Source organism: Myxococcales bacterium (assembly GCA_016703425.1).
GTDB lineage: Bacteria > Myxococcota_A > Polyangia > Polyangiales > Polyangiaceae > JADJCA01.
The window spans coordinates 130,203-156,126 of the sequence record JADJCA010000030.1 but is presented as its reverse complement, the minus strand read 5'-3'; the positions used below and the strand labels follow the sequence as shown (position 1 = coordinate 156,126).

Below are 25,924 nucleotides of genomic sequence, written 5' to 3'. Positions count from 1 at the left end.
GTACCTGCCGCACCAATCGCCGGTTTTTTGCGCTCCGCGCGGCGGTGGACGACTCTTATCCTACATGCGCGCACCTCTCTACGCTTCCGCCGAGTTTCCGAACGCGAACCCCGACCTTCACGCGGGCTTCATCGACCCGGTGCTCTTTCCGGATGTCGAAGATCCGTTCGGCGACGGCGAAGCCGCCGTCGTGGACGATCTGCCCGAGCTGCTCGCGACGGAGGCCGAAATTGAGATCGTCGGCGATGCGCCGCACAGCCCGCGTGATTCGATGATTCGCCTCATCGCGGCGGTCTGCGAGGACGGCTGCGACGTCCCCGAAGAGAGCATCGACCTCGCCTTCACGAGCCTCGAAATTCCGCGCCTGCCTCCGCTGAGCATCAGCTTGACGGAAGGCGTGAGCGAGAGCGACCTCGATGCGGCGCCGCGGTGCGCGGACCCCGCACCGGCCCCGGTCGTGCTCGAAAGCGCCGCGACGGCGACGGACTCGCGGAACCTGGGTGACGGCGACGACACCCTCATCGCCATCGCGGACGCGCCCGAACGCATCGCGCCGACGATGCCCGAGTGTGGCGCAGCTCCCATCGCCGAAGGTCACGCGGATGCGCCTTTGGTTGTGACCGCCGAGGTCGATGCCAAGGCGAACGCGGACGCCGGTGCGGCAGCGCCGCGAGACACCATGGTCGTCCCCGCGTTCGTGTCCGGCGCGGTGGGGAGTCCGCCTCCGGAGTCCAGCGTCGTCCTTATCGAGGAGTCGCGCGCGACGGACGCGTTCGCGCGCCTCGTGGAGACCATCGTCGACATCGCGGGAACTCACGCCGGCGCGACTGCGCTGCTCGCGTTGATGTCGGGGCACGGCGTCGCGGCGAGCGAATTTGGCGGCACCGACGCCTTGGTGGCCGCTGGCTTGGCCGTGAGGCCCGACGCTACGAGCGTTGCTCTCGAGGCCAAGACCAAGGCTGCGGCGCGCGAGTGGATGCTCATCGTTCGCGACGAAGGGGGCGACCTGGAGGCCTGCGGCGGCAAGACCCTCGACGAGTTCTGTGCCGGCATCGCCGCCGCGCTGTCGGGAGACGCGAGCCGCGCAGAGACGATGCGTCGCTCGCTTCGAAGCCGCGGCGTCGCGGCATACGGCTGGAGCGACGCGGCATAGGCGCGTGTCACGCTCGCGCCTGCTCGATGTCCCCGCGCTGCTCTGGACCGCGGCGCGCAAGCTCTACACGCGGCACGGTGCCGAATGGGCAGCGGCGCTCGCGTACTACTCGCTCCTCTCAGTCTTCCCGGCGGCGCTCCTGGGCGTCACGATCACAGCGACGATCGTCGACGAGGGGTGGGCCGTTGAACAGATCGTCAACGGAGTCGGTCGCCTGTTGCCGTCCGTCAACCACACGTTGGCTCGCGACGTGCGGGAGGCGATCGAGCAGCGCGGTCGCGTTGGGCTCGTGGCGCTGCTCGTCCTTGTTTGGACGGGTAGCCGAGTCTTCTCGACGCTCACGTTCGCACTGAACGAGGCTCTGTCGCGGCCGCCCACGTCGCTCCATCCCGGCCTAGCCGTGCTGCGCGAAATCGCGCTCCTCGTGGCCGCTGGCGCGGTCCTGCTCCTCGGCACGGCCTCCGGTATCGCCATCGAGGTCTTGCTCCAGCGCTGGGGACTCTCGGGCTTCGTCACCGTCGCCGTTACCACGGTGACGCGCGCCGCGTTCTTCGCAACGGGCATCTTCGCGCTGATCCTGTGGGTCCCCTCCCCTCGCCCTCATTGGCGTCCGGCCCTGCTTGGCGCGTTGTCCGCCACGGCGCTCTTGGTGCTCGCGATGCCGCTCTTTTCGGCTTATGTGTCGCGCCTCGGGCAATACAACCTGATCTACGGCCCGCTCGCGATCCTCATCGTGATCTTGGTTTGGTTCTGGGTCGCTTCGTTTCTCTTGCTTCTTGGCGTGCACGTCACAGCTGAATTGGAGGCTGAGGGCACGCGCGGAGCGGCCTCGGCGACGCCGTCGCTGCACCCACGCGACGACGCATAGCCGACCCGGCGAGGCTGCTCCTCGTTCCCTCTCGTGACTCACGACGCGGACACGCAAGCGTTGCCCCGCGGTTCGCCCGGCACCAGGTCCCGCCACGCCAAGGCCTGCGCGACGGCTCCTCGCTACGCTCCGCCGTCCCTGACGACGGCGTCGTTCGCGACACCGCTGCGCACGCCCGATGACGCCGGCGGTCCCCCCAGTCCTCCCAGTCCGCCCGGTGCCGCTGGTGCCGCTGGTGCCGCCTGGAGCCGAAGTGGCGCGCCGTTCGCGCTGGCGCCGATCCCCGTCCCCGGGCGCGGGTCGTTCTCACAGCCGCCGTACGCCAAGTACTTCGCGCGGCGACGGGCGAAGCTTGCCAGATCCTTCGCGTACACGCTCTCCACCGCGGACAGCGCCTTCCCCTCAATCACGGCCGTCGCGACCTTGGAGCCGACCATGTCGTCGAGCTTCGTCACGTCCCAGTCGCCGCGGTGAACGCTCCTCAGCGCGGTCGCGATGGCGAGTCCGACGCGAACGGGCCGATACGACGCGCGCTCGGTCACCCTCATCCGAAGCGCAGGTAGCGGCTGGTTCGCGAATCGCGCCGCCGCCGCGGGCGTGAAGGTCGCGGCGGCGAACTGCACACCTGCCAGCTTCGCCTGCGCGAGCTCGCGCAAGACGAGCTCGGGCTTGAACCACGGAGCGCCGAAGACCTGGAACGGCTCCTCGGTGCCTCGTCCAACGCTCACGTTGGTCCCCTCGATCAGCGCCGTGGCCGCATAGGCCAGGGCGGCATCGAACGTCAGGAGCTTCGGTGACGGCGCTGACCACGCGAGTCCCGATTCAACGAACCAGCTCCTCGGTGGGTAGCCCCGCATGGGCACGACGTCGAGCGCCGTTCCAAGGTGCTCCTCCGCGTGGAGCAGCCACGACAGCTCACCGATGGTCATCTGGTGGACGAGCGGAATGGGATGATGATGCACGAACGAGCCGGCGGGTACGTCCGTCGGACCGTCGACGTCGAGCGCACCGAGGGGATTCGGTCGGTCGAGCACGAGCACCTCCTTGCCGCGCGCGCTCGCCGCACGCATCACGCGGTGGAGCGTGGCGGCGTAGGTAAAGAAGCGAAGGCCCACGTCCGGCAGGTCGACGATGAGGACGTCGAAGAGACCGAAGGCCGCATCGTCAGGCGAGAGGCGGGCCCCGAAGAGGCTCTTCGCGGGCACGCCCTCAACGACGCCGTCGGCGATCTTGCCCTCTCCATCCGCACCAAAGCCGTGTTCGGGAACGAAGAGCAACGTGAGGCGATCGCCGAGTGCGCGCTTCAAGGCGGCGAGCGTGGTCTCGCCAGAGCGGGTCCGCGCCCCGGCGTTGGTGAGCAGCGCCACGCGCTTGCCGGCGAAGCGCTTCATCCCCTCACCCATGAGCACGTCGATGCCCGGCTCCGTCGGCCCAACGCACAGCTTGCTCCTCGGCGAGCGCCCGAGGCTGGCGTCGACAGCGTCGACGGCGACTCCCCCAATCTTGGCGACGAGCGCCGCCGCGTTGCCTTTGCCGTCCGGGTGAACGCGGTTTGACAGGAACACGAGAAACAAGTCGCGCGTCGGGTCGACCCAAAGACCCGTCCCCGTGTAGCCGCCGTGACCGAAGGCCCGCGGCGACAGGTTCTCCGCGCGGTTGAGCGAGAGCGTCGTGCGCACGTCCCAGCCGGGCGTTCGAAGGCCGGCGGGCACGTCATGCACAGCCGTCCACTCGTGGAACGCGGTCTCGGACAGAATTCGGCCCCCCGGCGACACCTTGCTGGGCGGGACGCTCCCGACGGTGCCGGGGCCAGCGCCCGAGGAGGCGACCACGTTGCCCCGCGCGAGGAGCATCCGCGCAAAGCGCCCGAGATCGTCAACGGTCGAGAACAGCCCCGCGTTGCCGGCGACCCCGCCGAGCGACGCAGCGATCGGGTCGTGCACCTCGCCGCGCAGCGGAACGCCGTCTTTGCGCTCGGTTGGCGCGATGCGAGCGGCGTCACCGCTCGAGGGTCGAAACCCCGTGTTTCGCATGCCCAGCGGCTCGAAGATGGCTTCCCTCGCGAAGACGTCGAGCGGCCTCCCGGCCACCTTCGCGACCAATTCGCTCAAGACGACGTAGCCGACGTCGGAGTAGCGAAACCTCGAGCCCGCCGGCGCCGCGCTGAGCTGAGCGATCTTGTGCAGCATGTCGGCGCCGCCGCGCGCGAAGGTCGCCCGCGGCGCGACAGCGGGAAGCCCCGACGTGTGGAGCAGGAGCTGGCGCACCGTGATCTTGTCCTTCCCCGGGACAGCGAAGGCCGAGAGATGCCGCGACACTTTGTCATCGAGCGAAAGAGCCTTGCGATCGGCGAGAATGTGAACGGCGAGCGACGTGGCGACCGGTTTCGTGAGCGACGCCAAGTCAAAAATGGTCTCCGCATCCATGGCCTCGACCGCGGGCTCAACGCTGCGAGAGCCGTAGGCGCGACGCAGGAGCGTCTCGTTTCGCGTGCCGATGAGCACGACGCATCCGGGGAGCTTCTTCTCCGCCAGCGCATCGCTCACGGCGCGGTCAACGGCCGCGCTTTCCCACGCGTCGCCGCGCGAGACTGGCGCCGCGTCGGCCGCGAGCGATAGCTGTCCCGCGTCCTTCGGCGGCTCGACGAGCGGCGGAGGCGGCGGGCCTTCGAGCGGAGCGCGCGGAGCGCACCCAAAAGACAAAGAGGACGCCACCGCGAGGACGGCGAGCACGAGGCCGGCGCGCGACGTCGGCGTCACGAGAGCCCTGAGAGTTCGACGACGAGGGGAGCGTGGTCGCTCGTCCCGAACTCCCGCAACGATCGGACATCGCTCACCTGCGCAGCCATCGACGCAGGCGCGAGCACGTAGTCGATGCGCCACCCGAGGTTTCGCTGGCGCGCCGCCTTCCAGTAAGGCCACCAAGTAAAGAAGCGCGGGTCCTCTGGGAACTTCACCCGCGTCAGATCGACGAGGCCGGCGCCCAGCAGTCGGTCAAAGAGCGCTCGCTCATCGGGACGCTGACCGACGGCTTTCTCATCGCGCTGGCTTGGGTGCACATCGATAGGACGATGCGCGACGTTGAGGTCGCCGCAAACCACCACGCGCCTTCCGCCGGCGTGCGCCTCGCTCACCCACGAGGCGAAGGCCTCGAGGAAGCGGAGCTTCGCTGCGTAGTCCTTGCCGCCGTTGGGCACATAGACGGAGAGGATGCTGAGGTCGCCGAGGCGTGCCTCCACGACGCGCGTCTCAAAGTCGAACGGAGGATGGTCAAAAGAGACCTTCCCGCCGCTGCCGAGCTCGGCCGCGAGGGTGCGTTTCACGTGAAGACTCACGCCCGAATAGCCACCGCTCCCGTGAAAGTAGCTCTGATAGGTCGACAGGGCCCCGAGTCCGAGCGGCAGCTGCGTGAGGTCGGCCTTGATCTCCTGGAGGCAAAAGACGTCAGGCGACTCTTTCTCAATCCACTCGAGCAACTGACTCTCACGCGCGCGAATGCCGTTCACATTCCAGGTGGCAATCTTCATCGGACCCCCGGAGACTAGTCGCGGAGATCGCGTCAGTCGACCGGCATCCGGCAAGCCTTGGCCTCCGCGACGAGCCGCCCTGGCATTCGATTGTGGTTGGGCCGCCGGCTCCGCCGTCGTAGATCTGCGCCGTGCCCCGCAGCGCTCGCTACCGCGCGAACGTCCAGTCGGCGGAACCGCTCTCCCCGACGGTCCGCCGCGTCATCCTTGCATTGGACGGCCCCTTCACTCACGAGGCCGGACAAGCGGTCTTCGTTGAAGTGCGAGGCGCCGCGGGCAGCGTAAGACGGGCGCCCTACTCCATCGCGTCGGCGCCCGGCGAGCACGGGCCCGGCACGCTCGAAATCGCCGTCGCAGAGGATCGCTCGTCGGAGCGCGCCAGCTCCACGGCCACGGCGCTCCGCGACCTCGCCGTCGGCGCCGAGGTGCTGGTCGAGGGTCCCGTCGGAGCGTTCACGCGAAGCGGCGAGAGGCGCGAGAGTGCCGCGCTGTTTGTTGGTGCCGGCACGGGCGTAAGTCCCCTCCGCGCGATGATCGCCGACGCCGTCAACGCACCGCCGGTCCCGCTGCTGTTGCTCTTCGGAGCGCGAGAGGAGTCCGAGCTCTTGTGGCGCGACGACCTCGACACCTTGGCGCATCGCATGCCCCACTTTCAGTGGATGGCGTCGCTCTCGCGACCGAGGGAACCAGCCGCGGCCGCGCGCCGCGGCCACGTCCAAGCGCACCTCGACGAGGCGCTCGCCGCGCTCGGGCGACAGGCCTTGGCGTTCGTCTGCGGTCCGCCGGCCATGGTGACGTCAGTGTCGGCGGCGCTCCTGGCGCGCGGCTGGAACGAGGAGCGTATCGTGCGAGATCTTCACTGATGCGCCGCATCGTCATCCATCGCCCTGGGGGCTTCGAGCAGCTCTACGTCGAGAGCGCCGCTGACCCGGTGCCGCAGCCGGGCGAGATCCTCGTGCGGTCTCAGTCGATGGGCGTCAACTACGCCGACAGCATCGTCCGCATGGGCCTGTACGCGTCGGCGAAGAAGTACGTTGGCTATCCCATCACGCCGGGCTTTGAGCTCGCCGGCATCGTCGAGCGCGTCGCCGCCGACGTCACCGACGTTCGTGCAGGAGCGCGCGTGGTCGCGCTCACGCGCTTCGGTGGTTACGCGACCGCCGTCTCGGTGCCGCGGCGTCAGGTATTTCCAATCCCCGACGGGTTCTCGGAAGAAGAGGCCGGCGGTTTTCCCGTCGTGTTTCTCACGGCCCACTACGCGCTCTCGGAGCTCGCGCACGTGCGCGAGGGAGACTGGGTGATGGTGCACTCCGCCGGCGGCGGCGTGGGCATGGCGGCGCTGCAAATCGCCCGACTTCGGGGCGCACGAACCATCGCCGTCGTCGGCCACAGCGACAAGGTGGCCCACGTGGAGCGGCTCGGCGCCGACGTTATCGTCGACAAGTCGAAGGAGGACCCCTTCAAGGTTGGGCGGCGCGCGGCCCCCGCGGGCTTCGACATCATCCTCGACGCGAACGGACCGGCGACGCTCGCCGCCAGCTACGAGAACCTTCGTCCGACGGGGCGCCTCGTCGTCTACGGCTTCCACTCGATGCTGCCGCGAGGAACGGGCCGCGTAAATTTCCTCCGCCTCGCCATCGACTACTTGAAGATTCCCCGCTTCTCGCCGATGTCGCTCACCAACGACAACAAGAGCGTCCTCGCCTTTAACCTCTCCTACCTCTTCGAGGAGACGAGCCTGCTCGAACGGGGAATGGACCAACTGCTCGTCTGGGCGAAAGAGGGGCGTATCAAGCCCCTGCCCACGCGCGCGTACCGCTTCGAGCACGTGGCCCAGGCCCATCGCGACCTCGAGTCCGGCAAGACCGTCGGCAAGCTCGTGCTCGTCGCCTGAGCGCCCGCGTCACGTCAGAGGGTGCGCGGGCACGCGGGGAACGCGCCGTTCGCGGCGTCTTTGTATTCGCGCGAGAGGTGCGCCGTCGCGGCCGACTTGAGGACGTGCACCGAGTGCTTGAGCAGATCCACGATGGTCTTCGGCGACGTCTCCCAGTTGCGCGGAAAGCGCCGCGTCAGCGGGTCGTAGTTTCCGTTCCTCTTCTCGCCGGCGTAGATTCCCGTGATGTCGCGCACGGCAAGCGCCGGCTCACCGTCGCTCATGACGACCGAGTCCGGGCTCGGGCCGAGAAAGGTCATCAGCAAGCCAAGCTCGCCGACGCTCCCCACCAAGTTGTTGCTCACGGCGATCTGCACCATGTCTTCGAGCAGCTTGGTGACCGCTGCCGAGTTGTCGCGCTCTTCGAGCTTGAGGGTCACGACCTCGAAGGCGCGGCGGTTGAAGTCGATGATGTCTTTGCCGAGCATCGTAGCCAGCGCGAACGGCTTCGTCGACGCGGTGACCGCGTTGGGGTCGCAAGCCACGTTGCGCGCGACAAAGCGCCCGAGCTCGGAGCGGCGCACCACAAGCGTTCCGTTCGGCGCGAGCTCCGCGTGACCGCCAGCGGATTTCTCGCCGACGAGCCGCTCGAGGTTGTCGGCGTTGAGTCGGCCCGAGGAGGGTGACTTCGGATCGCCCATGAGCACGAAGCTGTGCGCCGCGTGGGCCCCCTTCGACGCCGGGAACGAGAGGCTGAACATGCCGTTCGGCGCCTCCTCGCCGGCGGGGCTAAGGTGATGATTCGCTCGCGCGACGATCTTGAACCCCTCGCCCAAGTCTCCCCCGCCGGCGTTGCCGACGGCGAGCACGTTGCCGAGTCCTGTGGCGATGCTCGCGAATGGGTTTTCGACCGTTCCGTAGACAACCAGCTTCTTCAGCGCCAGCGCCGTCCCGACGAAGGGGCACGTCGCCTTCTTGCTGACAAGCTCGCGACGCTGGGCATCCGTCAGGTCGAGCTGAGGCTTCTCGAGGAGCGCGCTCTCGTCGCCTTCGTCGCCGGTCGCGGGTGCGGACGCCCCGCAGCCCGAGAGGGTGCCCGCCGTAGCGGCCAGCAATGCCAGGGTCCCGAGGATGAAGGGGCGGGTCGATTCCATGATGGCGTCGGCTGCACCTTCCGGGCCAGCTTCGGGGCATCGCCACGCCCATCATCAACCGAACGATTTCGCGACGTGTCGCAGGAACGGCCAACGGGCCTGCGCCGGCCCGGCGCGCTTTCGCCCCAGGGCGTGGGCGAGCGGGCGGCGCTGTCCCCCGGGCGCCTCCGCCGCGTGCGCTTCGTGCGCACCGCACGGCGTCATCATCCTCCCGGCACGCCGATGGGGTCGGTACGCCACCGCACGCGCTGCTCGCGCTCGCCGGGAAACGTCCGGTCGAGGAGTCGCCGAAGGACGAACGCGTTGTCAGCGCCGCCCTTGTCGTGGATGGCGTCGAGCGCGGCGGCGACCATTTCGGCCGAGGCGTAGCGATCGCGCCGCTCCCGCGCGAGGCACTTGGTCACCACCTCGGCGAGCTCAACGCCGCAGCGCGGCGCCACCTCCGCGAGCGCCGGAACGTGCCCCTCCCGAATCGCGTGAATGGTCTCGAGATCGGTGTCCCGCTTGAAGAGGCGACGCATCGCGAGCGTCTCCCACAACGTCGCGCCGAGGGTGAAGATGTCTGTGCGCGCGTCAACCTCTTCCTCGAGGATCTGCTCCGGCGCCAGATACGGCACTTTGCCCTTGATGATGCCGTCCTCGGTGCTCGTGTTGCGCCGCGCCGCCTTCGCCAGCCCGAAGTCGATGAGCTTCACCTCTCCGTCGTAGGTGAGGACGATGTTCGACGGGTTCGCGTCGCGATGAACGACGTGGAGCGGAACGCCGTGTTCGTCCTCGAGCACGTGCGCGTAGTGGAGCGCCGCCGCGACGCGGGCACCGATCCACGCGACGAGCTTCGGCGGCAGCGCGAAGTCGGCGAGGCACACGCGGTCGAAGACCTCCGCGAGCGTGCGCCCGAGGAGCAGCTCCATCGCGATGTACCGGTGACTACCCGCGACGCCGGACTCGAGCGTACGAACGATGTTGGGATGTTGCATGCGTCCCAAGATGGCCGCTTCATCGTGAAACATCGTCAAGTAGCCAGGCAGGCGCGAGAGATCGTCCTTGATGATCTTCAGCGCGACGACCTCGCCCGAGCCGTCGAGGGCACGCCCCAGGTGCACGGCCGCCATGCCGCCACCACCGACCACCCGACCGACGGCGAAGGAGCCGGCTCGGCGAGGCGTTTGAGGCTCTGGAACGCGCATGGGGAGACAGGTTTCGCGCGGCCGAAGCGCCGCGCCAGCTCAGTGGCTCATGACGTAGTAGACCACCGCGCCCGCCGTGAGAAGCCCCAGCAGACCCACGACGGCGAGCCCGAGACGCGACGGCGGCGCCGACGGCTCCTCCGCCGCCGGCGTTGGGGACTCTTCGACGGTCACCTCGAGCCTCGCGATGGCAAAGTAGTTCTTCACCAACTCGAGGAACTCGTTGTACGCCTTGCGGTCGAGGGGCGCGGCCTTGCCGAAGTGCTGCCGATGCGCTGCGTCGACGTAGTCGTACGAGCGAAGCTGGGCGCGACCCGACTTGACGTTGGCTCCGCCCACGACGAGCGTCGGGTACCCGTCGTTCGAGGGGACGAGGCGGATGCGCTGCAGCGCCTGCTTGCCGCCGCTGGTCGACAGGCCCTCGGGTTCCATCAAGTCGGGGACGTAGGCGCCGGGTGGTAAGCGGAGGTGCCCCACCACCGACCGGAAGGCGCCCGAGAAGTCGAGCGCCTGCATCGCCACCCGGGTCCTTAGCTCACGCGGATCGGCCACGCTTCAAAGGTACCGGGCCCCACGGCGAGGGACCAACTCTCGAACGCATTCCCGGCGAGAGCCCGCCAGAAACCCGCGACCGCGCGCTACTCGTATCGAAGTGCATCGATAGGGTCGAGGGCTGCGGCCTTGCGAGCCGGATAGATGCCGAATCCTACGCCGACGAGGGCACTGAAGCCGAAGGACACGACGATGACCTCGGGCTGGATGAGCATCGGCCACTGGAACCGCGACGCGAGGTACGAGGCGACACCGAGGCCGAGCATGGCCCCCAAGATGCCTCCGGCGATGGCGAGCGTCAGGGCCTCGACCAAGAACTGAAGGAGGATCTGCCGCGGCTTGGCTCCAACGGCCATGCGGATCCCGATCTCGCGCGTCCGCTCAGTGACGCTGACGAGCATGATGTTCATGATCCCGATGCCGCCAACGAGGAGCGATACGGCGGCGACGCTCGCGAGGAGCGTCGTCATGGTCTTCGTGCCCTCTTGTTGGGCGCCCGCGATCTCGCTGAGGTTGCGTAGCGAAAAATCGTCGTCGACGCCCTGCGCGAGCCGATGGCGCTGGCGCAAGAGCTCGCGCACGTCCTGCTCGGCGCGCGGCGTTGCGGCGCTGCTGACGGCCTCGATGAAGATGGTGCCCTGAAGGAACTTGCCGACACCCTTCTGAATCTTCGCGACGTAGGTGCTCACGGGGATGAACACCGTGTCGTCGTAGTCTTGCCCCATGGGGACTGGCCCTTCTTGGCGAGGACGCCGACGACCGAGAAGGGCGCGTTCTGGATTCGCACCGTTTGTCCGACGGGATTCGAGCTAGGTCCGAAGAGTTTGTCGGCGACGGTCCCCCCGAGCACGACCACCTTGGTCCCGCCGTCGACGTCGGGCTGTGAGAACACGGTCCCGAGGGCGACGGACCACTTGCGAATGTCGAAGTAGTCGGGCGAAGTCCCCGTGACGCTCGTCGTCCAGTTCTGCTCCTCACTGACGACCGACAGCGTCGTTCGCAGCGACGGAGCCGCTCCCTTGACCGACGACACCTCACCGCGGATGGCCGCCAGGTCCTCCCACGTGAGCGTAGGCTGGCTGCCGAAGCCGCCCTGCACGCCGCCGGCGCCCGACGAGCCGGGCATCACGATCAAGAGGTTCGTCCCCATGGCGGCGAAGGCCTCTTCCACGCGCGCCTTGGCACCGGCGCCGATGGCCATCATCGCGATCACGGCCGCGACGCCGATGATGATGCCGAGGCAGGTGAGAAACGACCGGAGCTTGTTGCGCAAGATCGCGCGCCCCGCCACGCGCAGCGTCTGAAGAGGGCTCATGCGACGCTTTCTCCCTCCGCCGGGCCAGCCGCGGCGGGACGCGCCTTGGCTTCCAACGGCACCTGCGTGGTGTCGCTCTGAATGCGCCCGTCGCGCACGACGATGACGCGGGACGCGTACGCCGCCACGTCGGGCTCGTGGGTTACGAAGACGATGGTGATGCCACTTTTCCCCAGCGATTGGAGCAGCGCCATGATCTCGACGGTCGTCTTCGAGTCGAGGTTTCCCGTGGGCTCGTCGGCGAGGATCAGGCGCGGCTGCGAGACGAGGGCGCGGGCGATGGCCACGCGCTGCTGCTGTCCACCGGAGAGCTGATTGGGATGGTGCCCCTTTCGGTTCGCGAGGCCGACCTTCTCGAGGGCCGCCGCTGCGCGCTCGCGTCGCTCCTTGGCGGTGACGCCGGAGTAGACGAGCGGCAGTTCGACGTTCTCGGCGGCGCTCGTGCGCGCCAGCAAGTTGAAGCTCTGGAACACAAAGCCGAGGAGCTGGTTGCGCACCTCGGCCAGCTCGTTCTTGTCGAGCTTGGAGACGTCGCGATCGGCCAGGAGGTAGCGCCCGCTGGTGGGCCGGTCGAGGCAACCCAAGATGTTCATGAGCGTCGACTTGCCGGAACCCGACGACCCCATGATGGCGACGAACTCGCCGGCGTCGATCGTGAGCGACACGCCGTCGAGCGCGCGCAGCTCCGCGTCACCGCTCGCGTAGACCTTGGTGATGGCCTCGAGGGCGATGAGCGGCATGCGCTAGTCCACCGCTTCCGTCGAATTGAGCGGTCGCTCGGAAGCCAGACCGTCGTGGGAACGTTTGGAGGTAAAAGGCAGCACTAGAACATCCTGCGGAACGGATTGGCTCCACCGGGAGCCGCCCCGCCCGGTGCGGCCGGCGCGGCCTTCTTGTCGTCGGCGCTCGCGGCCTCCACGACCACGGCGTCGCCGGGCTTGAGCTCGCCCTCAACGATCTCCGTCGACGTGCCGTCGGTGAGACCGGTCTTCACCGTAGTCGATTGGGGCGCGCCGTCGCGCAAGACCCAGAGGGTGCGCGTGCCGTCTTCCGAGGGGCGCCGCGAAGGGCGACCGCTCGCCGCGGCGGCGCTGGAGGCGCTGGCGCTCGGCATGAGCGACGGCGGCGGACGGAATCGCAGCGCCGCGTTGGGCACGGCGAGCACGTCCTCGCGCTCGGCGTAGATGACCGTGACGTTGGCGGTCATGCCGGGGCGGAGTTTGAGATCGGCGTTGTCGACGACGATGACCGCGTCGTAGGTCACCACGTTCTGCACCGTGGTCGCCGCGTTGCGGATCTGCTGGATCGTGCCGCGGAAGCGCTGCCCGGGGTACGCGTCGACGGTAAAAAACGCGTTCATGTTCTGCGCGAGGCGTCCGACGTCACCCTCGGCGACCTTCGTGATGACCTGCATCTTGCGGAGGTCTTCGGCGATGGTGAAGAGCACCGGCGCTTGCAGCGACGCGGCGACCGTTTGGCCGACATCGACGGCGCGCGAGATGACGACACCGTCGATGGGCGACGCGATGGTCGTGTACGAGAGGTTCACGCTCGCTTGATTGAGCGACGCGCGGGCCTGCTCGCTGGCGGCGCGGGCGACGTCGACCTGGGCCTTGGCCACGTTCCAGTTGGTCTCGGCGGCGTCGAGCTCGGTCTTCGTCGTGAGGCCTTGCGCGTGGAGCGCCTTCTGGCGTTCGAACTGGCGCTCCGCTTCAATCACCTGCGCCTTCGCCTTCACTTCGTTCGCGCGGGCCGACAGCGCGTTGGCCTGAGCTTGCGCAGAAGAAGCCTGGAACAGCTGGGGATCGAGCTTGGCGATGACCTGGCCCTTCTTCACCTGCGTGTTGAAGTCGGCGTAGAGCGCGGAGATGCGGCCCGAGACTTGGCTGCCGACCTGCACGGTGACAAGCGCCGAAAGCGTGCCCGTCGCCGTGACCTTTCCGACGAGTCGGGTCTTCTGCGCCGGCTGACTTCGGTACTGCACGTCGGGCGTCGCGCGGGCGCGGTCGATGGTCTTGTACCCATAGAACGCTCCCCCGGCGGCGAGGCCGACGGCGATCACGTAGACGAGGATGCGAGACTTCTTCATGGCGGCGCCATCTCGAGGACGAACGGGCAGAGTATAGGCGCGGACCGGCCCGAGGGCGGGCTTTCGAGCCCTGCCGGGGAAAGACGAGCCCTGTCCGTGGAGCCGCGATTGGGCTAAACCAGGGGCCCATGTTCACCGAACACGTGCCCCAGTTCGCGGGCAAGCCCGTGGCCTCCTTCAACGGCGCCGAGCCCTTCGCGTTCGCCACCCACGTGCCGCGACTCGCCCTCGATTGGGAAGCGCACGTGGACGGCCTTGGCATGGCCGATCTCTTGGCCGAGCTCTTGCGGCAACCGGAGGCGGGCGAGCTCGGTGGCATCGTCTTCGGCGCATGGGATTTCTTGGGCGCCGTCAACGCATCGGTGATCGTCGACGCGCTGGCGCAGGCCCGCGCCACGCGCCTGCCGAAGCTCCGCGCCGTGTTCCTCGGTGACATCCTCGACAGTGAGCAAGAGCTCCCTTGGATCGCCCAGAGCGACGTGACCCCCCTCTTGGCCGCGTTCCCGGGCCTCGAGGAACTCCACGTGCGCGGCTCCGCGGGCCTCGCCTTCGGTGGCACGCGGCACGCCGAGCTGCGCCGCCTCGTCATTGAGTCTGCGGGCCTCTCCGGTGACGTGGTGCGCGCCGTGCTCGAAGCCGAGTTGCCCGCGCTTGAGCACCTCGAGCTCTGGCTCGGCAGCGAAGACCAAGGCGCGAGCGTGACGATGGATCTCTTGGAGCCGCTCTTCGAGGGACGGCTCTTTCCAAGGCTCACGACGCTGGCGCTCAAGAACGCCGAGACGGCCGACCTACTCGCCGCGTCCATCGCCAAGGCGCCCCTCGTCGAGCGCCTCCAGCGCGTCGATCTCTCGCTGGGCACCCTTTCCGACGAAGGCGCCGAGGCCCTGCTCGCGAGCGAGCCGATCCGCCGCATCTACGAGCTTGACCTCCGGAAGAGCTTCCTCTCGCCGGAGATGATCAAGCGGCTCCACGCGACGCAGCCGGTCATCGTCGACGTCCGCGGCTCGCGCTTCGGCAAAGAAGAAGGAGGGCGTCGCCCGGGGACCGTTCCCCCGCGCCAGAAGTTCGACCTTCCGTTGCGCCAACTCGGTGCGAGGCGCCGTCGGTCGTAGCGAAACCGTCGATTCCGCCAGTTGCGCCTAGGCAGCGCGACGCGCGGGGGTGACGTCGAGGACGCGCACGCGACGAAACGCGCCGCTCTCGTCGCGCCAGGCTGCCGTCTCTCCAGCGCGGAGACCGAGGAGCGCCACGCCGAGCGGTGAGAGAATCGAGATCTGCCCGTGGAAGCGATCTTCGTCCCACGGGTACACAAGCGTGAGCTCACGGCGATGCCCGTGACTGGAATCGCGCCCGACCAGTCGCGGCGAGCTCTCCAGAGGGGCGTCTCGTGTCGGGAGCCGCTCGTCGTCGTCGTCATCAAAGCTCGCCGGTCGCTCGTCCCACGAGCGAACTCCGTCTTGGTCCTCGCAGAAGACCTGCGCGCCCATGGTCACGGTACCGACGGCGATGGCGTCGTCAGCCACGACGATGGCTGCGCGCAGCACCTCCGAGAGGCGAGCGCTCTCCTTCGGGTACCGACAGTTGAGGCTCGTCTCGAGGAGAGTCGAGAGGCGACGCATGTCGCGCTCCCGGACCACGACAGGACCGCAAGCGGTCGTCGGAAGAGCGTTTTGGTGGACGGAGGCAAGCATGGTGGGCATGGCAATTGGGGAAGGGCCGTCTTGGGCCGTGCGGTCAACAGCCGTGAGCACCCTGCGTATTCCGCCCACGGGCTCTGAAATTCGCCCTCGCCGCCGGAATACCCCCGCGAGGCGGCCGAACCGTGCGAAAGGACTCGCATGGGCGGCTCCCCCGCCACCGGCAGATTGGGTCCTCCAGCAATGTGCGCTAAGTCAATGGCGATGGTCCGCCCCGTTGCCGCCGTGTTGGTGCTCGCGCTCGGCGCGGCCGGTTGCGGCCGAAAGACGCCACCGCCGACGCCAGCCCCGGCCGACGAACCGAAGCCCGGCCTGGCGGCTGCAGCGCAGGCGCCGTCAGCGATCCAGCCGTCGAACATGGCTCGCCCTGATCCGCCCGGTTCGGGGCCGTGCGGGGCGCTCGGCTGCCTCAAGTTTCCGACGGCGCTCGGCGCGTTTCAGTTCGTGATGACCCATGAGCCGCTCGTCCTGGCCGTTGGCGAGGCCCACGCACAGCAAGGAACGGAAGGGATCGCATCCTCGACCAAACGGTTCGCCGACGAGCTGCTCCCAACGCTAAAGGGCCGGTCCGAGAGCCTCGTGCTCGAGCTTTGGTTGGCGAGCCCAACCTGCGGCAAGGTGGTGGAGACGGTTCGACGGCAGCAGAAGCCTGTGACGGAGACGCAGGCCAAGTCGAACCCGAACGAGATGATCGCGCTCGGCGAGCGCGCCAACGCGCTCGGCATCCGTCCTTTGCCGCTCAAACCGTCGTGCGCCGACTATGCGCCCATCGCGGCCGCCGGCGCCGACGCGGTTCCAGCCATGCTTGAGCTGATCGCACGGCTCAGTCGTGAGAAGTTGGCCGCCTTGGCGGCCACGGCCGCGCCGGGCTCCTTGGTCCTCGCCTACGGCGGCGCCATGCACAACGACCTCGCCCCCGCGGCGGGACGCGAGCGCTACACCTTCGGGCCCGCCTTGTCGCAGGCCACGGCGGGCCGCTACGTGGAGCTCGACCTCATCGTGGGCGACTACGTAAAGGACGCCGAGCCCTGGTCGCGGCTCCCTTGGGTGAGCCACTACCTGACGTTGGGAAAGAGCGACGCCACCATCCTCTACCGCCCGACGCCGGGTGCCTTCGTGATGGTCTACCCGCGCACGCGGTAGCGCCGTCGCGCCCGGCTTGGGCTCCGCAAACGGTCGAGACAGCTTTTACGCTCGCGCGCCGCACTAGGCATCGCACTTGCTGGGGTGAAGGCATGGCGAAGCGACTCCTCGGTCTCGTCGGCGGCTCGGTCTTGTTTCTCACCGCGTGCAGTGGCTCGGGGGATGGAGCGACCCTCGGGGCCGGTGGCGGCGCCGATCCAGGGGCGGGCCTCGGGGCCTCCGGCGCAGCGAGCGCAAACGACGCCGGCGCATCAGGCACCACGCCGCGAACCGGCGGCGCCAACGGCGCGAACGACGCCGGCAAGGCGAGCGACGCGAAAGGTCCGCCGTCGGGTCCCGGGCCCGGCAGCGGCGGCATCGGCGGCAAGGGCCCCGGCGAGCACGACGTGACGCTCGCGGGAACGAACGTCGCGCTTCACGTGCCGAACAAAGCGGCGCCGCTGCCGCTCCTCGTGCTCCTTCACGGCCAAGGCGACACGGGCCGCAATTTCTTGAACGTCTGGCTCGCGAAGGGCTTGCCCGGCGACCTTTTGATCGCAGCGCCCGACGACAACAGCGACGGGTCGGCGCTCGACGTGGAGGCGGCCCTTGAGAGCCAATACAACGTCGATGTGAGCAGGCGCTACGCCTACGGCTTCTCTCAAGGCGGGGCCTACGCGGCGTTCCTCCTCTACGACGCGAACGCCGCTAAGCACTTCACGGCCATCGGGCTCGGCTCCTCCGGCCTCGCCCAAGATCCGTCGTCCATCCCGGCCGCCACAGCGGGCTCGCCGTCGGTCGCCGTGGTCATCGACCCAGCGGACATGAACAACACGTGGGGCCAAGGCAAACACGTCATGGAGGACTTCACGGGACTGCTCCAGGCGCGCGGGTACAACGCCAAGCTCTGGCTGCATGGTCAAGGGCACTCGCTCGCACCGACGGAAACGGGCGCCGCGATGGCCTGGATGCGGCAGTAGCCTCATCGGCGCCGCAAGCGTGCTCCCGTCTGCTCGCCTCGACTACGGCTTTATCCGCGTGCTCTCGAGGATCACGCGCTCCTCGTCGTCGACGATGATGCCGCCGCGCACGAAGTCGTGGAGCTCCTCTCGACGAGCGCCATCGATGCCCACAAACTCGACGCCGACACCGTCGGTCGCGACATGCCGCACGACGCCATCGAGGATGAAGGTCGAGTCGTTCTCGGGGTGGTGAACGCAGACCATGACGGGCGAGCCGAGCCCGAGCGGCTCGTTGGTCTTGATGAACGTCCCGCCCACGGAGATGTCTCGTGTCACGAGGTCGTGCAGCTCCGACGACGAGGTCTGCACGGTGAGGACGGCGGTGTGGCGCTGGAAGCGACGCCGAATGAGCTCGGGGGTTTGCTCGGGCAACGCAAACGGCGCTTGGTCGGGGGCGAGCGGCGCGGTGCGCTCGACGTGACGAACGGTCGCTTCCCACGAATCCTTCGTGTCGCGATCGAGCGCGTAGAACTGGATGCCGATGCCCGGCACGCGACCGCCAGCGTTTTCGTGGTCGACCACGTGCACCGTCATGCCGTGCATCGTGAGCGCTCGCCCCGCAAAGGGCAGTACGAGACGCACCTTGACGAGCTGCCGCAGCGGCGGCGGCGTGTCGGTGCGCACGAAGACCCCGCGGTAGCTAAAGTCCTCGGTGTAGAGCGACAAGCGCTTCTTGCCGAAGACGAGCTCCACCGGGAAGCGCGCGACGTATCGGGTGTCTCGTCGGCGCGTCGTCATCCTAGCGCGAGCGTATCGCGTTCTTTGGACCTTTACTTGCCCTTTGCCCTCGCCTTGGCCGGCGCCGAAGACGGCGCGGCCTTCGCGGGCGACGACGCGGCGGGCTGGGCCTTCGCGGGCTCCGGTGTCGACGCGGCCGGCGGGGGCGTCGGCGTCGAGACCTGCCCCTTTCGCGACTCCTTCACGGTGCCCGACACCTTCACGTCGCCCATGAACGTCACGCGCGCGTTGCCTGACGCGTCGGCCAGGAGCGTCGTGCCGGTGACGGCCCCATTCGCGATGGTGACCTGGGCGTTGCCGCCGGCCTCGACCGCGGTGGCGGCGGTGATGGTGCACCCTTCGCAGCGCACCTGGCAGTTGCCGCCGGCGATGATGGCGGCGCCCGCGTTGAAGTTCGCGGTCACGCCGGTCACGGAGATGCGATCGTTGCCACCGCACTGCAGCGGCTCCTTGCCATCCCAAACGAGCGACGAGAGCAGCGAGCTGCCCTTCGTGCAGCGAGTGATGCCCACGCCGGCTCCGCCCGTCACGCCGAGCACCACGACGAGCCAGACGATCCAGGAGATCCGGTGCGCGGCGACGGCGGCCGTCTCGGCGGCGCGGGGCGGCGGCGGCTCGTCGTCGTCGTCGTCCTCGTCCTCGTCGTCAGGATCGTGGTCGTCGTCGTCAAGATGGTCCGCCCAATTGTGGCGAATGGCCGGCCCCGCGCCTTCGACGGGAGGCGTGACGTAGGAGAGCTTTCCGCAAAACGCGCACGTGTACATGCCTTGCGCATCGGGGGTGACGGCCGTGGCCGGCGGCGCGCCGCAGTGCGAGCAGGAGACAGGCTTCATCGCCCCCAACTCTCGCACGGGGGCGCGGCGCGTTCACGCTGGGAATTCGCACGCGGCCCGCTTTCACGCGCCCTCCACCGTGACGCAGGCGTTTTCCGGGTGCGTGGGATATCATCGCGGCGTGCTCTCTCGCTCGCTCCTCGCGGCGTTGCTCCTCAGCCTCACGGCCTGCGGCGGCGGCCTCCAAGTTCGAACCATCCGCGCCGCGCAGCAGCGGCCCAGCAACGTCGCGGTCTACTTCCGCCTGCAGTCGTCGGCGGGCGAGCCCGTAGGTGGTCTCACGGCCGAGTCGTTCCGCATCTACGAAGACGGGGCCCTCGTCTCTCCCTACGAGAGCAAGCAAGTGGTCCTAAACCCCGAGGTCGCCGCGGCGCACTACGCGCTCCTGCTCGTCGACATGAGCGGCAGCGTCTCCGAGTCGGGCGCCGCCGCGACGGTCGTTGAAGCCGCGGCGGCCTTCGTCGACAAGGTCGAGACGGCACAGAAGGTCGCCGTCTTCGCCTTCGACGGCTCGGCAAGCCTCCATCCCATCGCACCGTTCCAACACCCCGGCGGCGCCAAGGCGGGTGTGCGCTCGCTCAGCACGTTCAAGCCGCAAGACCCGAGCACCAACCTGAACGGCGCCGTCATCAAGGGCCTCGCGGAGCTTGAGCAGGCGCTCGCCAAAGACACGGCGCCCCTCAAGTTCGGCACGCTCGTCGTCTTCACCGACGGTACCGACCGCGCGGCGCGCGCGTCGCGCGAGGAGCTTCGGAAGGCCGTGAAGGAGACGCCCCACGAGATCTTCGCCATCGGCCTCGGCGCCGAGCTCAAGAAGGGCACGCTCGACGACGTCGGCAAGAGCGGCACGGCGCTGGCGGAGAATCGGGAGGCCGTCGTGACGGCCTTCGAGAGCATCGCCACGAAGGTCGAAGCGCAGACGAAGAGCTACTACCTCTTGGGTTATTGCTCACCAGCGCGGGCAGGCAAACACAAGGTCACCGTGGAAGCCGTGCTCAAGAGCGACAAGGGCGCGGAGCGCACCGGGCGGGCAGAAGCGGACTTCGACGCCGCAGGCTTTGGTCCCGGGTGTGATCCAAAGACGCCGCCAACCTTCGACGTCACGAAGGGCGAAGGCGCAGCGCCGCCAGCGCCCAAAGAGGCGCAGCCCGCCAAGGACGACGCCAAGGACAGGCCCGCCAAGGACGGCAAAGACAAGCCCAAGCCGAAGGCGAAGCCTAAGAACGACGGCGTGAACTTGCCGCCACCGCCGCCTCCTTCGACGACCGCACCGCCGCCGGCCAAGCCCGACGGGAAGCAGGACTTCAACCCGTAGCGCACGACCGCTCTGCGCTCGGGGTGCCGCGCGGAACCTTGCCGCGCGAGACGCGTCGCGATACGCGGGGGGCCATGAGCTCCGCCGCATGGCTCGTGAAGAGCGAGCCCTCCGTCTATTCGTGGGACACGTTCTTGCGCGACAAGAAGACCGTCTGGGACGGCGTGCGCAACTTTGAAGCCCGCAACAACCTGCGCGCCATGAGCGTGGGCGACCTCGCGCTCTTCTACCACTCCGGTGAAGGCAAGGAGATCGTCGGCGTCGCCAAGATCGTCAAGGCCGCCTACCCCGATCCAAAAGATGGCGAGTGGAGCGCCGTCGATCTCGCTCCCGTGAAGTCTCTCGCGACCCCCGTGACGCTGGCCACGATCAAGGCCACGGCCAAGCTGAAGGACATGGCCCTCGTGCGAAAGTCGCGCCTCTCGGTAGGTCCCGTAACCAAAGACGAGCTCACGGCGGTCCTCGCGCTGGCGAAGACGAGGATCTGAAGACGAGGCTTGCCCCTCACGGCGCCAACGAAAAACGGCGCGGAAGCTCTTCGCTCCGCGCCGCTCTTCATTTGGAAACCCGGCCGACCGCGAGAAAGGGTTCTCGCTGAGGCGCGCGGCCTGGCCGAAGGTTCTCCGGCGAGGTCGCTCAGGCTTGCGGGTAGTACTGCTGCTGCTGCGCGTAGGGCTGCTGCGGTTGCGGCCAACCCTGCGCTTGTTGCTGGCCCTGCTGAAGCTGCGGCGCCATCGAGCCGGGCGGAAGCGAGCCGTAGCCCTGCTGCGGCGCGCCGAGCTGACGCATCGACGCCGACTGTTGCTCCATGAGGCGCGCGTTCTGGACGTTGTCATCGACGGGCGAGAGGAGCCCGAAGAAGGGCGCCGGGATCTTCATGTTGCCCTTGAAGAACTTCATGCTCGACTGGGCGACGATGCGGAGCTTCTTCTTGATGAAGAGGCCCTTCACCTTCATCTCCGAGACCTGGTTCCAGGGAACCGTGTGGACCTTCTCGACGCGCAGACCGCGACCGAAGAAGTCGCGACGGTGCTCGACCATCACCAGACGCTGGTTCGTGGCCAGCACGAGGTAGGTCTTGTGGAAGAGGAACATGCCGAAGGTGTACCAAGGCGCGTCGACGACGACGGAGCGGGAGACGAGCTGCTCGCCCGGCTCGAGAAGGCCCTTGGACATGATCTGGACGTGGGTCTCGGTGAAGTACATTTTGGGTCGTGGCCCCTTTCTTGGCCTGATGTACGGGTACAAATGGAGCGGCCTCCCCTCCCTTCTGCGTGGATCCGGAAAAAATGTTCTCGCGACGAACAGGCTTCGATCGGCAGCAAAATGCGCTGAGTCAGGCGCTCGCGCGGCGCCGCAAAAATAGGCCGCTCATCGACCTGACGGTGTCCAACCCCACGGAGACGGGCCTTCCCTACGAATCCGCCATCATTCGCGATGCGCTCGCCTCGGACGCCACCCTCACCTACCGGCCCGAGCCCTTTGGCCTCCTGAGCGCGAGGCGCGCCGTTGCGCAGGCGCTCCCTCTGGCTCCCGCGCCGGAGCAGATCTTTCTCACCGCGAGCACGAGCGAGAGCTACGCCATCTTGTTCAAGCTCCTCTGCGATCCCGGCGACGCTGTCGCCATCGCCGCCCCGAGCTACCCGCTCTTCGAGCACTTGGCCCGCCTCGAAGGCGTGACGCTCGTCCCCTACGCGCTCGCCTACGACGGCGCGTGGCACATCGATATGGGCTCGCTTCGCGCGGCCTTCGCGTCCCGGCCGCTCCGCGCCATCGTCGTGGTGACGCCCAACAACCCAACGGGCTCGTTCCTCAAGAAGGACGAGCTCGCCCTCTTGGCGTCCTTCGGCGTGCCGCTGGTCTGCGACGAGGTCTTCGCCGAGTACGCCTTCGACGAAGACGCCTCGCGGGCAACGACGGCGCGCGAAGGCGAAGGCGCCCTCACCTTCACGATGGGAGGTCTCTCGAAGTCCGTCGGGCTCCCGCAAATGAAGCTCGCGTGGACGTGCGTCACGGGGCCCGCCGCGAGCGTGCGTGAAACCACCGAGCGCCTCGAAATCGTGTGCGACGCGTACCTGTCGGCGAGCACGCCGGTGCAGGTCGCCGTGCCGGCGCTCCTCGCGGCGGGGGTCGTCACACGAGACGCCATCCGAGCCCGTACGCGAGCCAACTACGCCCACCTGAGGGGCGAGCTCGATGGCTCCTCCATGACGTTGCTGCGAGCGGAGGGCGGTTGGTGCGCGACCTTGCGTCTGCCGAAGACCCGCAGCGAAGAGGAGTGGCTCTTGGGCCTCCTCGAAGACGCCGACGTCCTCGCGCAGCCCGGCGCCTTCTACGACTTCGCCATGGAGCCCGTCTTCGTCTTGAGCCTGCTCACGCCACCGGCGACCTTCGCCGAAGGTGTCGCGCGCCTCGCGGCGTACGTCGAACGCGGCTAGCGGCCAGGAGCCGGTCTACGCGAAGCGAAAGGGGTCGCGATCGACCGTGCTCACGAGCGCGCGGAGGCCCGCGGCGGAAGCAAGGACGCGCTCGGCGTAGGCGCGAACGGCGGCGCGCTCCGAGTTGGAGTGCAGCATGCACACGACCGTCAGGCCCGCGGCGGCGCACGCCAACGCGTCGTGATGGCGCATCTCGCCGGTCACGTAGAGCTCGGCGCCGGCGGCGATGGCATCTTTGTACAGGTCGCCGCAAGCGCCAGCGCCGACGGCAACTCGTGTGACGTCACCGTCGTGGGGGCCCGCGAGGAGCGCATGCTCCACGCCGAGCGCGCGTTTGAGCGCGAGCAGCGCGGCGGGACGCGAAATCGCCTCGGGCAGGCGCCCTATGCGGCCAAGACCGACGACCGTACCGTCTCCACTTCGCGACGTCCTCGGACGGAGCGGTGTGCGGTCCGTGAGCTGCAACGCGTCGGCGAGCAGATCGTTGGTCCCACCCGCGACGACGTCGAGCGCCGTGTGCGGACTGTAGAGGGCCACGCCTTCGCGGATGGCGCGGAAGACGGGGCTCGCCTCGTCGAGCCGCTTCAGAGGCGAGAAGATCGGGGGGTGGTAAGCGACGACGAGCCCAGCTCCGAGCGCGCGAGCCTCTGCGGCCACAGCGTCCGTGTAGTCGACGGTAAAAAGCACGACGTCGACGGCCGCCTCGCGATCGCCGACCAAGAGCCCGACGTTGTCCCAAGGCTCCGCTTCAAGAGGCGGCGCGAAGTTGTTCAGCAGGTTTTCGATGTCACCGAGGCGCATGCCGGCGTGCATGATAGTCTCAGCCGGTGACGCAAAGCGTCCCCGAAGATGGCGAAGTGCCGCCGACCGCGAACCTCGAGCCGGGGACGTTGGTCGCGCAGTATCGCGTCGAAAAGCTCCTGGGCGAGGGCGGCATGGGCGCCGTTTATCGCGCCGAGCACGTGCACATGCGCAAGGCCGTCGCCCTCAAGGTGCTGCGGCCAGACGCCTCCGAGTATCCGGAGGTCGTCGAGCGCTTCAAGCGCGAGGCCATCGCGGCGGCGCACATCGATCATCCGAACGTCGTCTCGGCGACGGACTCGGGCGAGCTCCCCGACGGCTCCGTCTACCTCGTGCTCGAGTACGTCGACGGAGAAAACCTCCGCGACGTCATCGCCGGCGGCAAGGTTGATGCGGCCCGCGCGCTGCACGTGGTGCGCGAAATCGCCAGCGCCCTGGTCGTGGCCCACGCGTCGGGCGTCGTGCACCGCGACATCAAGCCGGAGAACGTCATGCTCGTCGCGCGCGGCACGGCGCGGGAGGCGGTGAAGCTCTTCGACTTCGGCATCGCGAAGATCGATGTCGGCAGTGTCACCGGCAAACGCAACGCAACACTCCAGCCGATCACGCGCATCGGCACCATCTTCGGCACGCCGGATTACATGGCGCCGGAGCAGGCGATGGGCCAGTCGGTCGACGGTCGCGCAGACCTCTACTCACTGGGCGTCGTGCTCTTCGAGATGTTGACGGGGACACGACCTTTCAAGGGCGGCGCCGTGACGCTCATGCGGCAGCACATCCTCCAAGACGTCCCCGAACTTCCTGATGACGTCGCGAGGACGCTCGATCCGCGCATCGCGGCGGTCCTGAAGCGCCTGTTGGCGAAAGATCCGGCGGGCCGATTCTCCACGTCGGCAGAGCTCGTCGAGGCCATCGATGCGATTCTTGGCAAGAGCGGAGCGAGCCTGCCACCGGCGGCGCTCTCTCCGCCGCCCGTGCCGCCGCTCGTGCCTGACGGGAAGCCGAGTCGACCCATGCCTCCCAAGGCGCGCGAAGCGGTCGACTCGGAGGCCGACACCAAGGTTGCCGTCACGCCGCCGGGCCGAACCTGGCGACCGGTAGCCCGCGCCGCCTACTCTGCGGAAGGCTCATCGCGGCGCCGGCGACGCACCGCCATCGCGGGCGCGGTCGCCCTGGTCGCGCTGGGCGCGGGCGTCACGTTTTCGCTGATGCGAGGCAGCGGACCGGTAGCCCCTGCAGCGGCGACCCCGTCGGTGGCCCCAGAACCCGCGGCGCCGCCCGCAGCTCCGACGGCCCTCGTCGTTCCGTCGGCGACGCCCTCGGCGCCAGCCGCAGCGTCCGCTCCGGAACCCGAGACGAAGCCTGTTGCGACAATCGTCGCGGCCGACGATCCTGCACCGAAGCCGAGCGCGGAGAAGCGTCCGGAACCCAAGCCCAAGAAACCCAACAAGAAGAAGACTGGCCCCAAGTGACCGCACGCACCTTCGCTTTCGGCGACATCCACGGCGACCTCGCCGCCCTTCGCGCCGTCATGGCCAAGCTCCCTTCGCTCACCTACGAAGACACGCTGCTCTTCGTCGGTGACTACCTCGACCGCGGGCCCAACTCGGCGCAAGTCATCCACTTCATCAAGGACGAACTGCCGGGGAAGACCGCCGCCCGCATCGTGACGCTCCGCGGCAACCACGAAGATGCGTGGCTGCGCGTGACCATGGGAGGCTGGCCGGAGTTCGTGTTGCCCCCGCCCAACGGCTGCCTCGCGACGCTGCGCAGCTACACCGGCGCGCTCTTCTTCGAAGGCGATCAGCCCACGCGCACCGAACACGCGGCCCTGCTCACCGGCGCGTTCTTCCCCGACGACCACCTCGAGTGGATGACCAGCCTGCCCTATTGGTACGAAGACGAGCACGCGATCTACGTTCACGCGGGCCTTCCGCAAGAGGCCGACGGCGCGTTTCAGCACCCGCGCACCGTGGCGAACAAGGCCGTGCTCCTCTGGGTCCGCACCATCGAGTTCTTCCGCGACTACCGCGGCAAGCGCGTCGTCGTCGGGCACACCTCGACGGACTACCTACCGCCGGAGCTCTCGTCGTTTACGCCGGAAGACCCGCTCGACATGTGGGCCGGCGATTCGGTGCTCGCCATCGACACCGGCGCCGGCAAAGGTGGGTTTCTCACGTGCGTCGAGCTTCCGGCGGTGAAGGTGTACGAGTCGCGCTGAGCCGCGCCGGTCTTTTTGCG

Annotated in this window: 24 protein-coding genes and 1 pseudogene; 12 read left to right on the top strand and 13 right to left on the bottom strand. The window is 68.3% G+C overall.

What is annotated here, in order from left to right; translation table 11 throughout:
• Positions 1-64: 64 nt before the first annotated feature.
• Both IPG50_37255 and IPG50_37250 read left to right on the top strand, forming a co-directional pair.
• Positions 65-1,153, top strand: coding sequence for a hypothetical protein (locus tag IPG50_37255; protein MBK6697794.1), 1,089 nt, complete (start codon positions 65-67; stop codon positions 1,151-1,153).
• A gap of 4 nt (positions 1,154-1,157) precedes the next feature.
• Positions 1,158-2,021 carry a YihY/virulence factor BrkB family protein gene (locus IPG50_37250; protein ID MBK6697793.1) on the top strand — a complete coding sequence of 288 codons (864 nt, stop codon included), beginning with the start codon at positions 1,158-1,160 and terminating at the stop codon, positions 2,019-2,021.
• Positions 2,022-2,143: 122 nt separating this feature from the next.
• On the opposite strand, the gene IPG50_37245 is transcribed toward IPG50_37250, so the two are convergent.
• Both IPG50_37245 and xth read right to left on the bottom strand, forming a co-directional pair.
• Positions 2,144-4,780, bottom strand: coding sequence for a DUF1343 domain-containing protein (locus tag IPG50_37245; GenBank protein ID MBK6697792.1), 2,637 nt, complete (start codon positions 4,778-4,780; stop codon positions 2,144-2,146).
• Positions 4,777-5,547, bottom strand: a complete 771-nt coding sequence (xth, locus tag IPG50_37240; protein ID MBK6697791.1) for an exodeoxyribonuclease III — start codon at positions 5,545-5,547, stop codon at positions 4,777-4,779. The genes IPG50_37245 and xth overlap by 4 nt, the downstream gene beginning before the upstream one ends.
• Positions 5,548-5,678: 131 nt before the next feature.
• On the opposite strand from xth, the gene IPG50_37235 reads away from it, so the two are divergent.
• Both IPG50_37235 and IPG50_37230 read left to right on the top strand, forming a co-directional pair.
• On the top strand, positions 5,679-6,410 hold the full coding sequence (locus IPG50_37235) for an FAD-dependent oxidoreductase (protein ID MBK6697790.1): 732 nt from the start codon (positions 5,679-5,681) through the stop codon (positions 6,408-6,410).
• Positions 6,410-7,441: a zinc-binding dehydrogenase gene (locus IPG50_37230; protein MBK6697789.1), complete on the top strand. Its 1,032-nt coding sequence runs from the start codon at positions 6,410-6,412 to the stop codon at positions 7,439-7,441. Before IPG50_37235 ends, IPG50_37230 begins: the two co-directional genes overlap by 1 nt.
• Before the next feature lie 14 nt (positions 7,442-7,455).
• Here IPG50_37230 and IPG50_37225 read toward each other — a convergent pair whose 3' ends face one another.
• The 6 genes and pseudogenes from IPG50_37225 to IPG50_37200 form a co-directional block, all read right to left on the bottom strand.
• The gene (locus IPG50_37225) at positions 7,456-8,574 is read right to left on the bottom strand and encodes a hypothetical protein (protein MBK6697788.1); all 1,119 of its coding nucleotides are present in this window, start codon (positions 8,572-8,574) and stop codon (positions 7,456-7,458) included.
• Positions 8,575-8,777: 203 nt separating this feature from the next.
• On the bottom strand, positions 8,778-9,761 hold the full coding sequence (locus IPG50_37220) for a serine/threonine protein kinase (GenBank protein ID MBK6697787.1): 984 nt from the start codon (positions 9,759-9,761) through the stop codon (positions 8,778-8,780).
• A gap of 39 nt (positions 9,762-9,800) precedes the next feature.
• Positions 9,801-10,313 (bottom strand): hypothetical protein, encoded by a 513-nt coding sequence (locus tag IPG50_37215; protein MBK6697786.1) that lies wholly within the window; start codon positions 10,311-10,313, stop codon positions 9,801-9,803.
• Between the two features lie 86 nt (positions 10,314-10,399).
• Positions 10,400-11,628: pseudogene (locus IPG50_37210) on the bottom strand (ABC transporter permease).
• The gene (locus tag IPG50_37205) at positions 11,625-12,368 is read right to left on the bottom strand and encodes an ABC transporter ATP-binding protein (GenBank protein ID MBK6697785.1); all 744 of its coding nucleotides are present in this window, start codon (positions 12,366-12,368) and stop codon (positions 11,625-11,627) included. The pseudogene IPG50_37210 and the gene IPG50_37205 overlap by 4 nt, the downstream one beginning before the upstream one ends.
• A gap of 83 nt (positions 12,369-12,451) precedes the next feature.
• Complete coding sequence (locus IPG50_37200) at positions 12,452-13,717, bottom strand: efflux RND transporter periplasmic adaptor subunit (protein ID MBK6697784.1); 1,266 nt, start codon at positions 13,715-13,717, stop codon at positions 12,452-12,454.
• Positions 13,718-13,845: 128 nt separating this feature from the next.
• Here IPG50_37200 and IPG50_37195 point away from each other — a divergent pair, with 128 nt between their 5' ends.
• A complete protein-coding gene (locus tag IPG50_37195) occupies positions 13,846-14,829 on the top strand; it encodes an STM4015 family protein (protein ID MBK6697783.1) in 984 nt (327 codons plus the stop codon).
• A gap of 27 nt (positions 14,830-14,856) precedes the next feature.
• On the opposite strand, the gene IPG50_37190 is transcribed toward IPG50_37195, so the two are convergent.
• On the bottom strand, positions 14,857-15,408 hold the full coding sequence (locus IPG50_37190; GenBank protein MBK6697782.1) for a GreA/GreB family elongation factor: 552 nt from the start codon (positions 15,406-15,408) through the stop codon (positions 14,857-14,859).
• A 363-nt stretch (positions 15,409-15,771) separates the two neighbouring features.
• On the opposite strand from IPG50_37190, the gene IPG50_37185 reads away from it, so the two are divergent.
• Entirely contained in the window at positions 15,772-16,557 is a 786-nt protein-coding gene (locus IPG50_37185; protein ID MBK6697781.1) for a hypothetical protein, read from the top strand.
• Between the two features lie 92 nt (positions 16,558-16,649).
• Positions 16,650-17,516, top strand: coding sequence for a hypothetical protein (locus IPG50_37180; GenBank protein MBK6697780.1), 867 nt, complete (start codon positions 16,650-16,652; stop codon positions 17,514-17,516).
• A 42-nt stretch (positions 17,517-17,558) separates the two neighbouring features.
• On the opposite strand, the gene IPG50_37175 is transcribed toward IPG50_37180, so the two are convergent.
• Together IPG50_37175 and IPG50_37170 are read right to left on the bottom strand one after the other, a co-directional pair.
• Positions 17,559-18,296, bottom strand: a complete 738-nt coding sequence (locus IPG50_37175; protein ID MBK6697779.1) for a PilZ domain-containing protein — start codon at positions 18,294-18,296, stop codon at positions 17,559-17,561.
• Between the two features lie 32 nt (positions 18,297-18,328).
• Positions 18,329-19,129: a hypothetical protein gene (locus IPG50_37170; protein MBK6697778.1), complete on the bottom strand. Its 801-nt coding sequence runs from the start codon at positions 19,127-19,129 to the stop codon at positions 18,329-18,331.
• Between the two features lie 121 nt (positions 19,130-19,250).
• Between IPG50_37170 and IPG50_37165 the strand changes: the two genes are divergently transcribed.
• Together IPG50_37165 and IPG50_37160 are read left to right on the top strand one after the other, a co-directional pair.
• Positions 19,251-20,444: a VWA domain-containing protein gene (locus tag IPG50_37165; GenBank protein ID MBK6697777.1), complete on the top strand. Its 1,194-nt coding sequence runs from the start codon at positions 19,251-19,253 to the stop codon at positions 20,442-20,444.
• Positions 20,445-20,518: 74 nt separating this feature from the next.
• The gene (locus tag IPG50_37160; protein ID MBK6697776.1) at positions 20,519-20,932 is read left to right on the top strand and encodes an EVE domain-containing protein; all 414 of its coding nucleotides are present in this window, start codon (positions 20,519-20,521) and stop codon (positions 20,930-20,932) included.
• Positions 20,933-21,080: 148 nt separating this feature from the next.
• Here the strand turns inward: IPG50_37160 and IPG50_37155 are convergent, their stop codons facing one another.
• Positions 21,081-21,620, bottom strand: coding sequence for a hypothetical protein (locus IPG50_37155; protein MBK6697775.1), 540 nt, complete (start codon positions 21,618-21,620; stop codon positions 21,081-21,083).
• A 113-nt stretch (positions 21,621-21,733) separates the two neighbouring features.
• On the opposite strand from IPG50_37155, the gene IPG50_37150 reads away from it, so the two are divergent.
• Entirely contained in the window at positions 21,734-22,882 is a 1,149-nt protein-coding gene (locus tag IPG50_37150) for a pyridoxal phosphate-dependent aminotransferase (GenBank protein MBK6697774.1), read from the top strand.
• A 15-nt stretch (positions 22,883-22,897) separates the two neighbouring features.
• Here IPG50_37150 and IPG50_37145 read toward each other — a convergent pair whose 3' ends face one another.
• Positions 22,898-23,683, bottom strand: coding sequence for a Nif3-like dinuclear metal center hexameric protein (locus IPG50_37145; protein ID MBK6697773.1), 786 nt, complete (start codon positions 23,681-23,683; stop codon positions 22,898-22,900).
• 26 nt (positions 23,684-23,709) lie between these two features.
• On the opposite strand from IPG50_37145, the gene IPG50_37140 reads away from it, so the two are divergent.
• Positions 23,710-25,155, top strand: coding sequence for a serine/threonine protein kinase (locus IPG50_37140; GenBank protein ID MBK6697772.1), 1,446 nt, complete (start codon positions 23,710-23,712; stop codon positions 25,153-25,155).
• A complete protein-coding gene (locus IPG50_37135) occupies positions 25,152-25,904 on the top strand; it encodes a serine/threonine protein phosphatase (protein MBK6697771.1) in 753 nt (250 codons plus the stop codon). The genes IPG50_37140 and IPG50_37135 overlap by 4 nt, the downstream gene beginning before the upstream one ends.
• The last annotated feature ends 20 nt before the right edge of the window (positions 25,905-25,924 follow it).

Coding starts and splice junctions, on each gene's coding strand:
- IPG50_37255 (MBK6697794.1), top strand. CDS start 65: ATGCGCGCACCTCTCTACGCTTCCGCCGAGTTTCCGAACGCGAACCCC.
- xth (MBK6697791.1), bottom strand. CDS start 5,547: ATGAAGATTGCCACCTGGAATGTGAACGGCATTCGCGCGCGTGAGAGT.
- IPG50_37230 (MBK6697789.1), top strand. CDS start 6,410: ATGCGCCGCATCGTCATCCATCGCCCTGGGGGCTTCGAGCAGCTCTAC.
- IPG50_37225 (MBK6697788.1), bottom strand. CDS start 8,574: ATGGAATCGACCCGCCCCTTCATCCTCGGGACCCTGGCATTGCTGGCC.
- IPG50_37220 (MBK6697787.1), bottom strand. CDS start 9,761: ATGCGCGTTCCAGAGCCTCAAACGCCTCGCCGAGCCGGCTCCTTCGCC.
- IPG50_37205 (MBK6697785.1), bottom strand. CDS start 12,368: ATGCCGCTCATCGCCCTCGAGGCCATCACCAAGGTCTACGCGAGCGGT.
- IPG50_37200 (MBK6697784.1), bottom strand. CDS start 13,717: ATGAAGAAGTCTCGCATCCTCGTCTACGTGATCGCCGTCGGCCTCGCC.
- IPG50_37195 (MBK6697783.1), top strand. CDS start 13,846: ATGTTCACCGAACACGTGCCCCAGTTCGCGGGCAAGCCCGTGGCCTCC.
- IPG50_37190 (MBK6697782.1), bottom strand. CDS start 15,408: ATGCTTGCCTCCGTCCACCAAAACGCTCTTCCGACGACCGCTTGCGGT.
- IPG50_37185 (MBK6697781.1), top strand. CDS start 15,772: ATGGCTCGCCCTGATCCGCCCGGTTCGGGGCCGTGCGGGGCGCTCGGC.
- IPG50_37180 (MBK6697780.1), top strand. CDS start 16,650: ATGGCGAAGCGACTCCTCGGTCTCGTCGGCGGCTCGGTCTTGTTTCTC.
- IPG50_37175 (MBK6697779.1), bottom strand. CDS start 18,296: ATGACGACGCGCCGACGAGACACCCGATACGTCGCGCGCTTCCCGGTG.
- IPG50_37170 (MBK6697778.1), bottom strand. CDS start 19,129: ATGAAGCCTGTCTCCTGCTCGCACTGCGGCGCGCCGCCGGCCACGGCC.
- IPG50_37160 (MBK6697776.1), top strand. CDS start 20,519: ATGAGCTCCGCCGCATGGCTCGTGAAGAGCGAGCCCTCCGTCTATTCG.
- IPG50_37155 (MBK6697775.1), bottom strand. CDS start 21,620: ATGTCCAAGGGCCTTCTCGAGCCGGGCGAGCAGCTCGTCTCCCGCTCC.
- IPG50_37150 (MBK6697774.1), top strand. CDS start 21,734: ATGTTCTCGCGACGAACAGGCTTCGATCGGCAGCAAAATGCGCTGAGT.
- IPG50_37145 (MBK6697773.1), bottom strand. CDS start 23,683: ATGCGCCTCGGTGACATCGAAAACCTGCTGAACAACTTCGCGCCGCCT.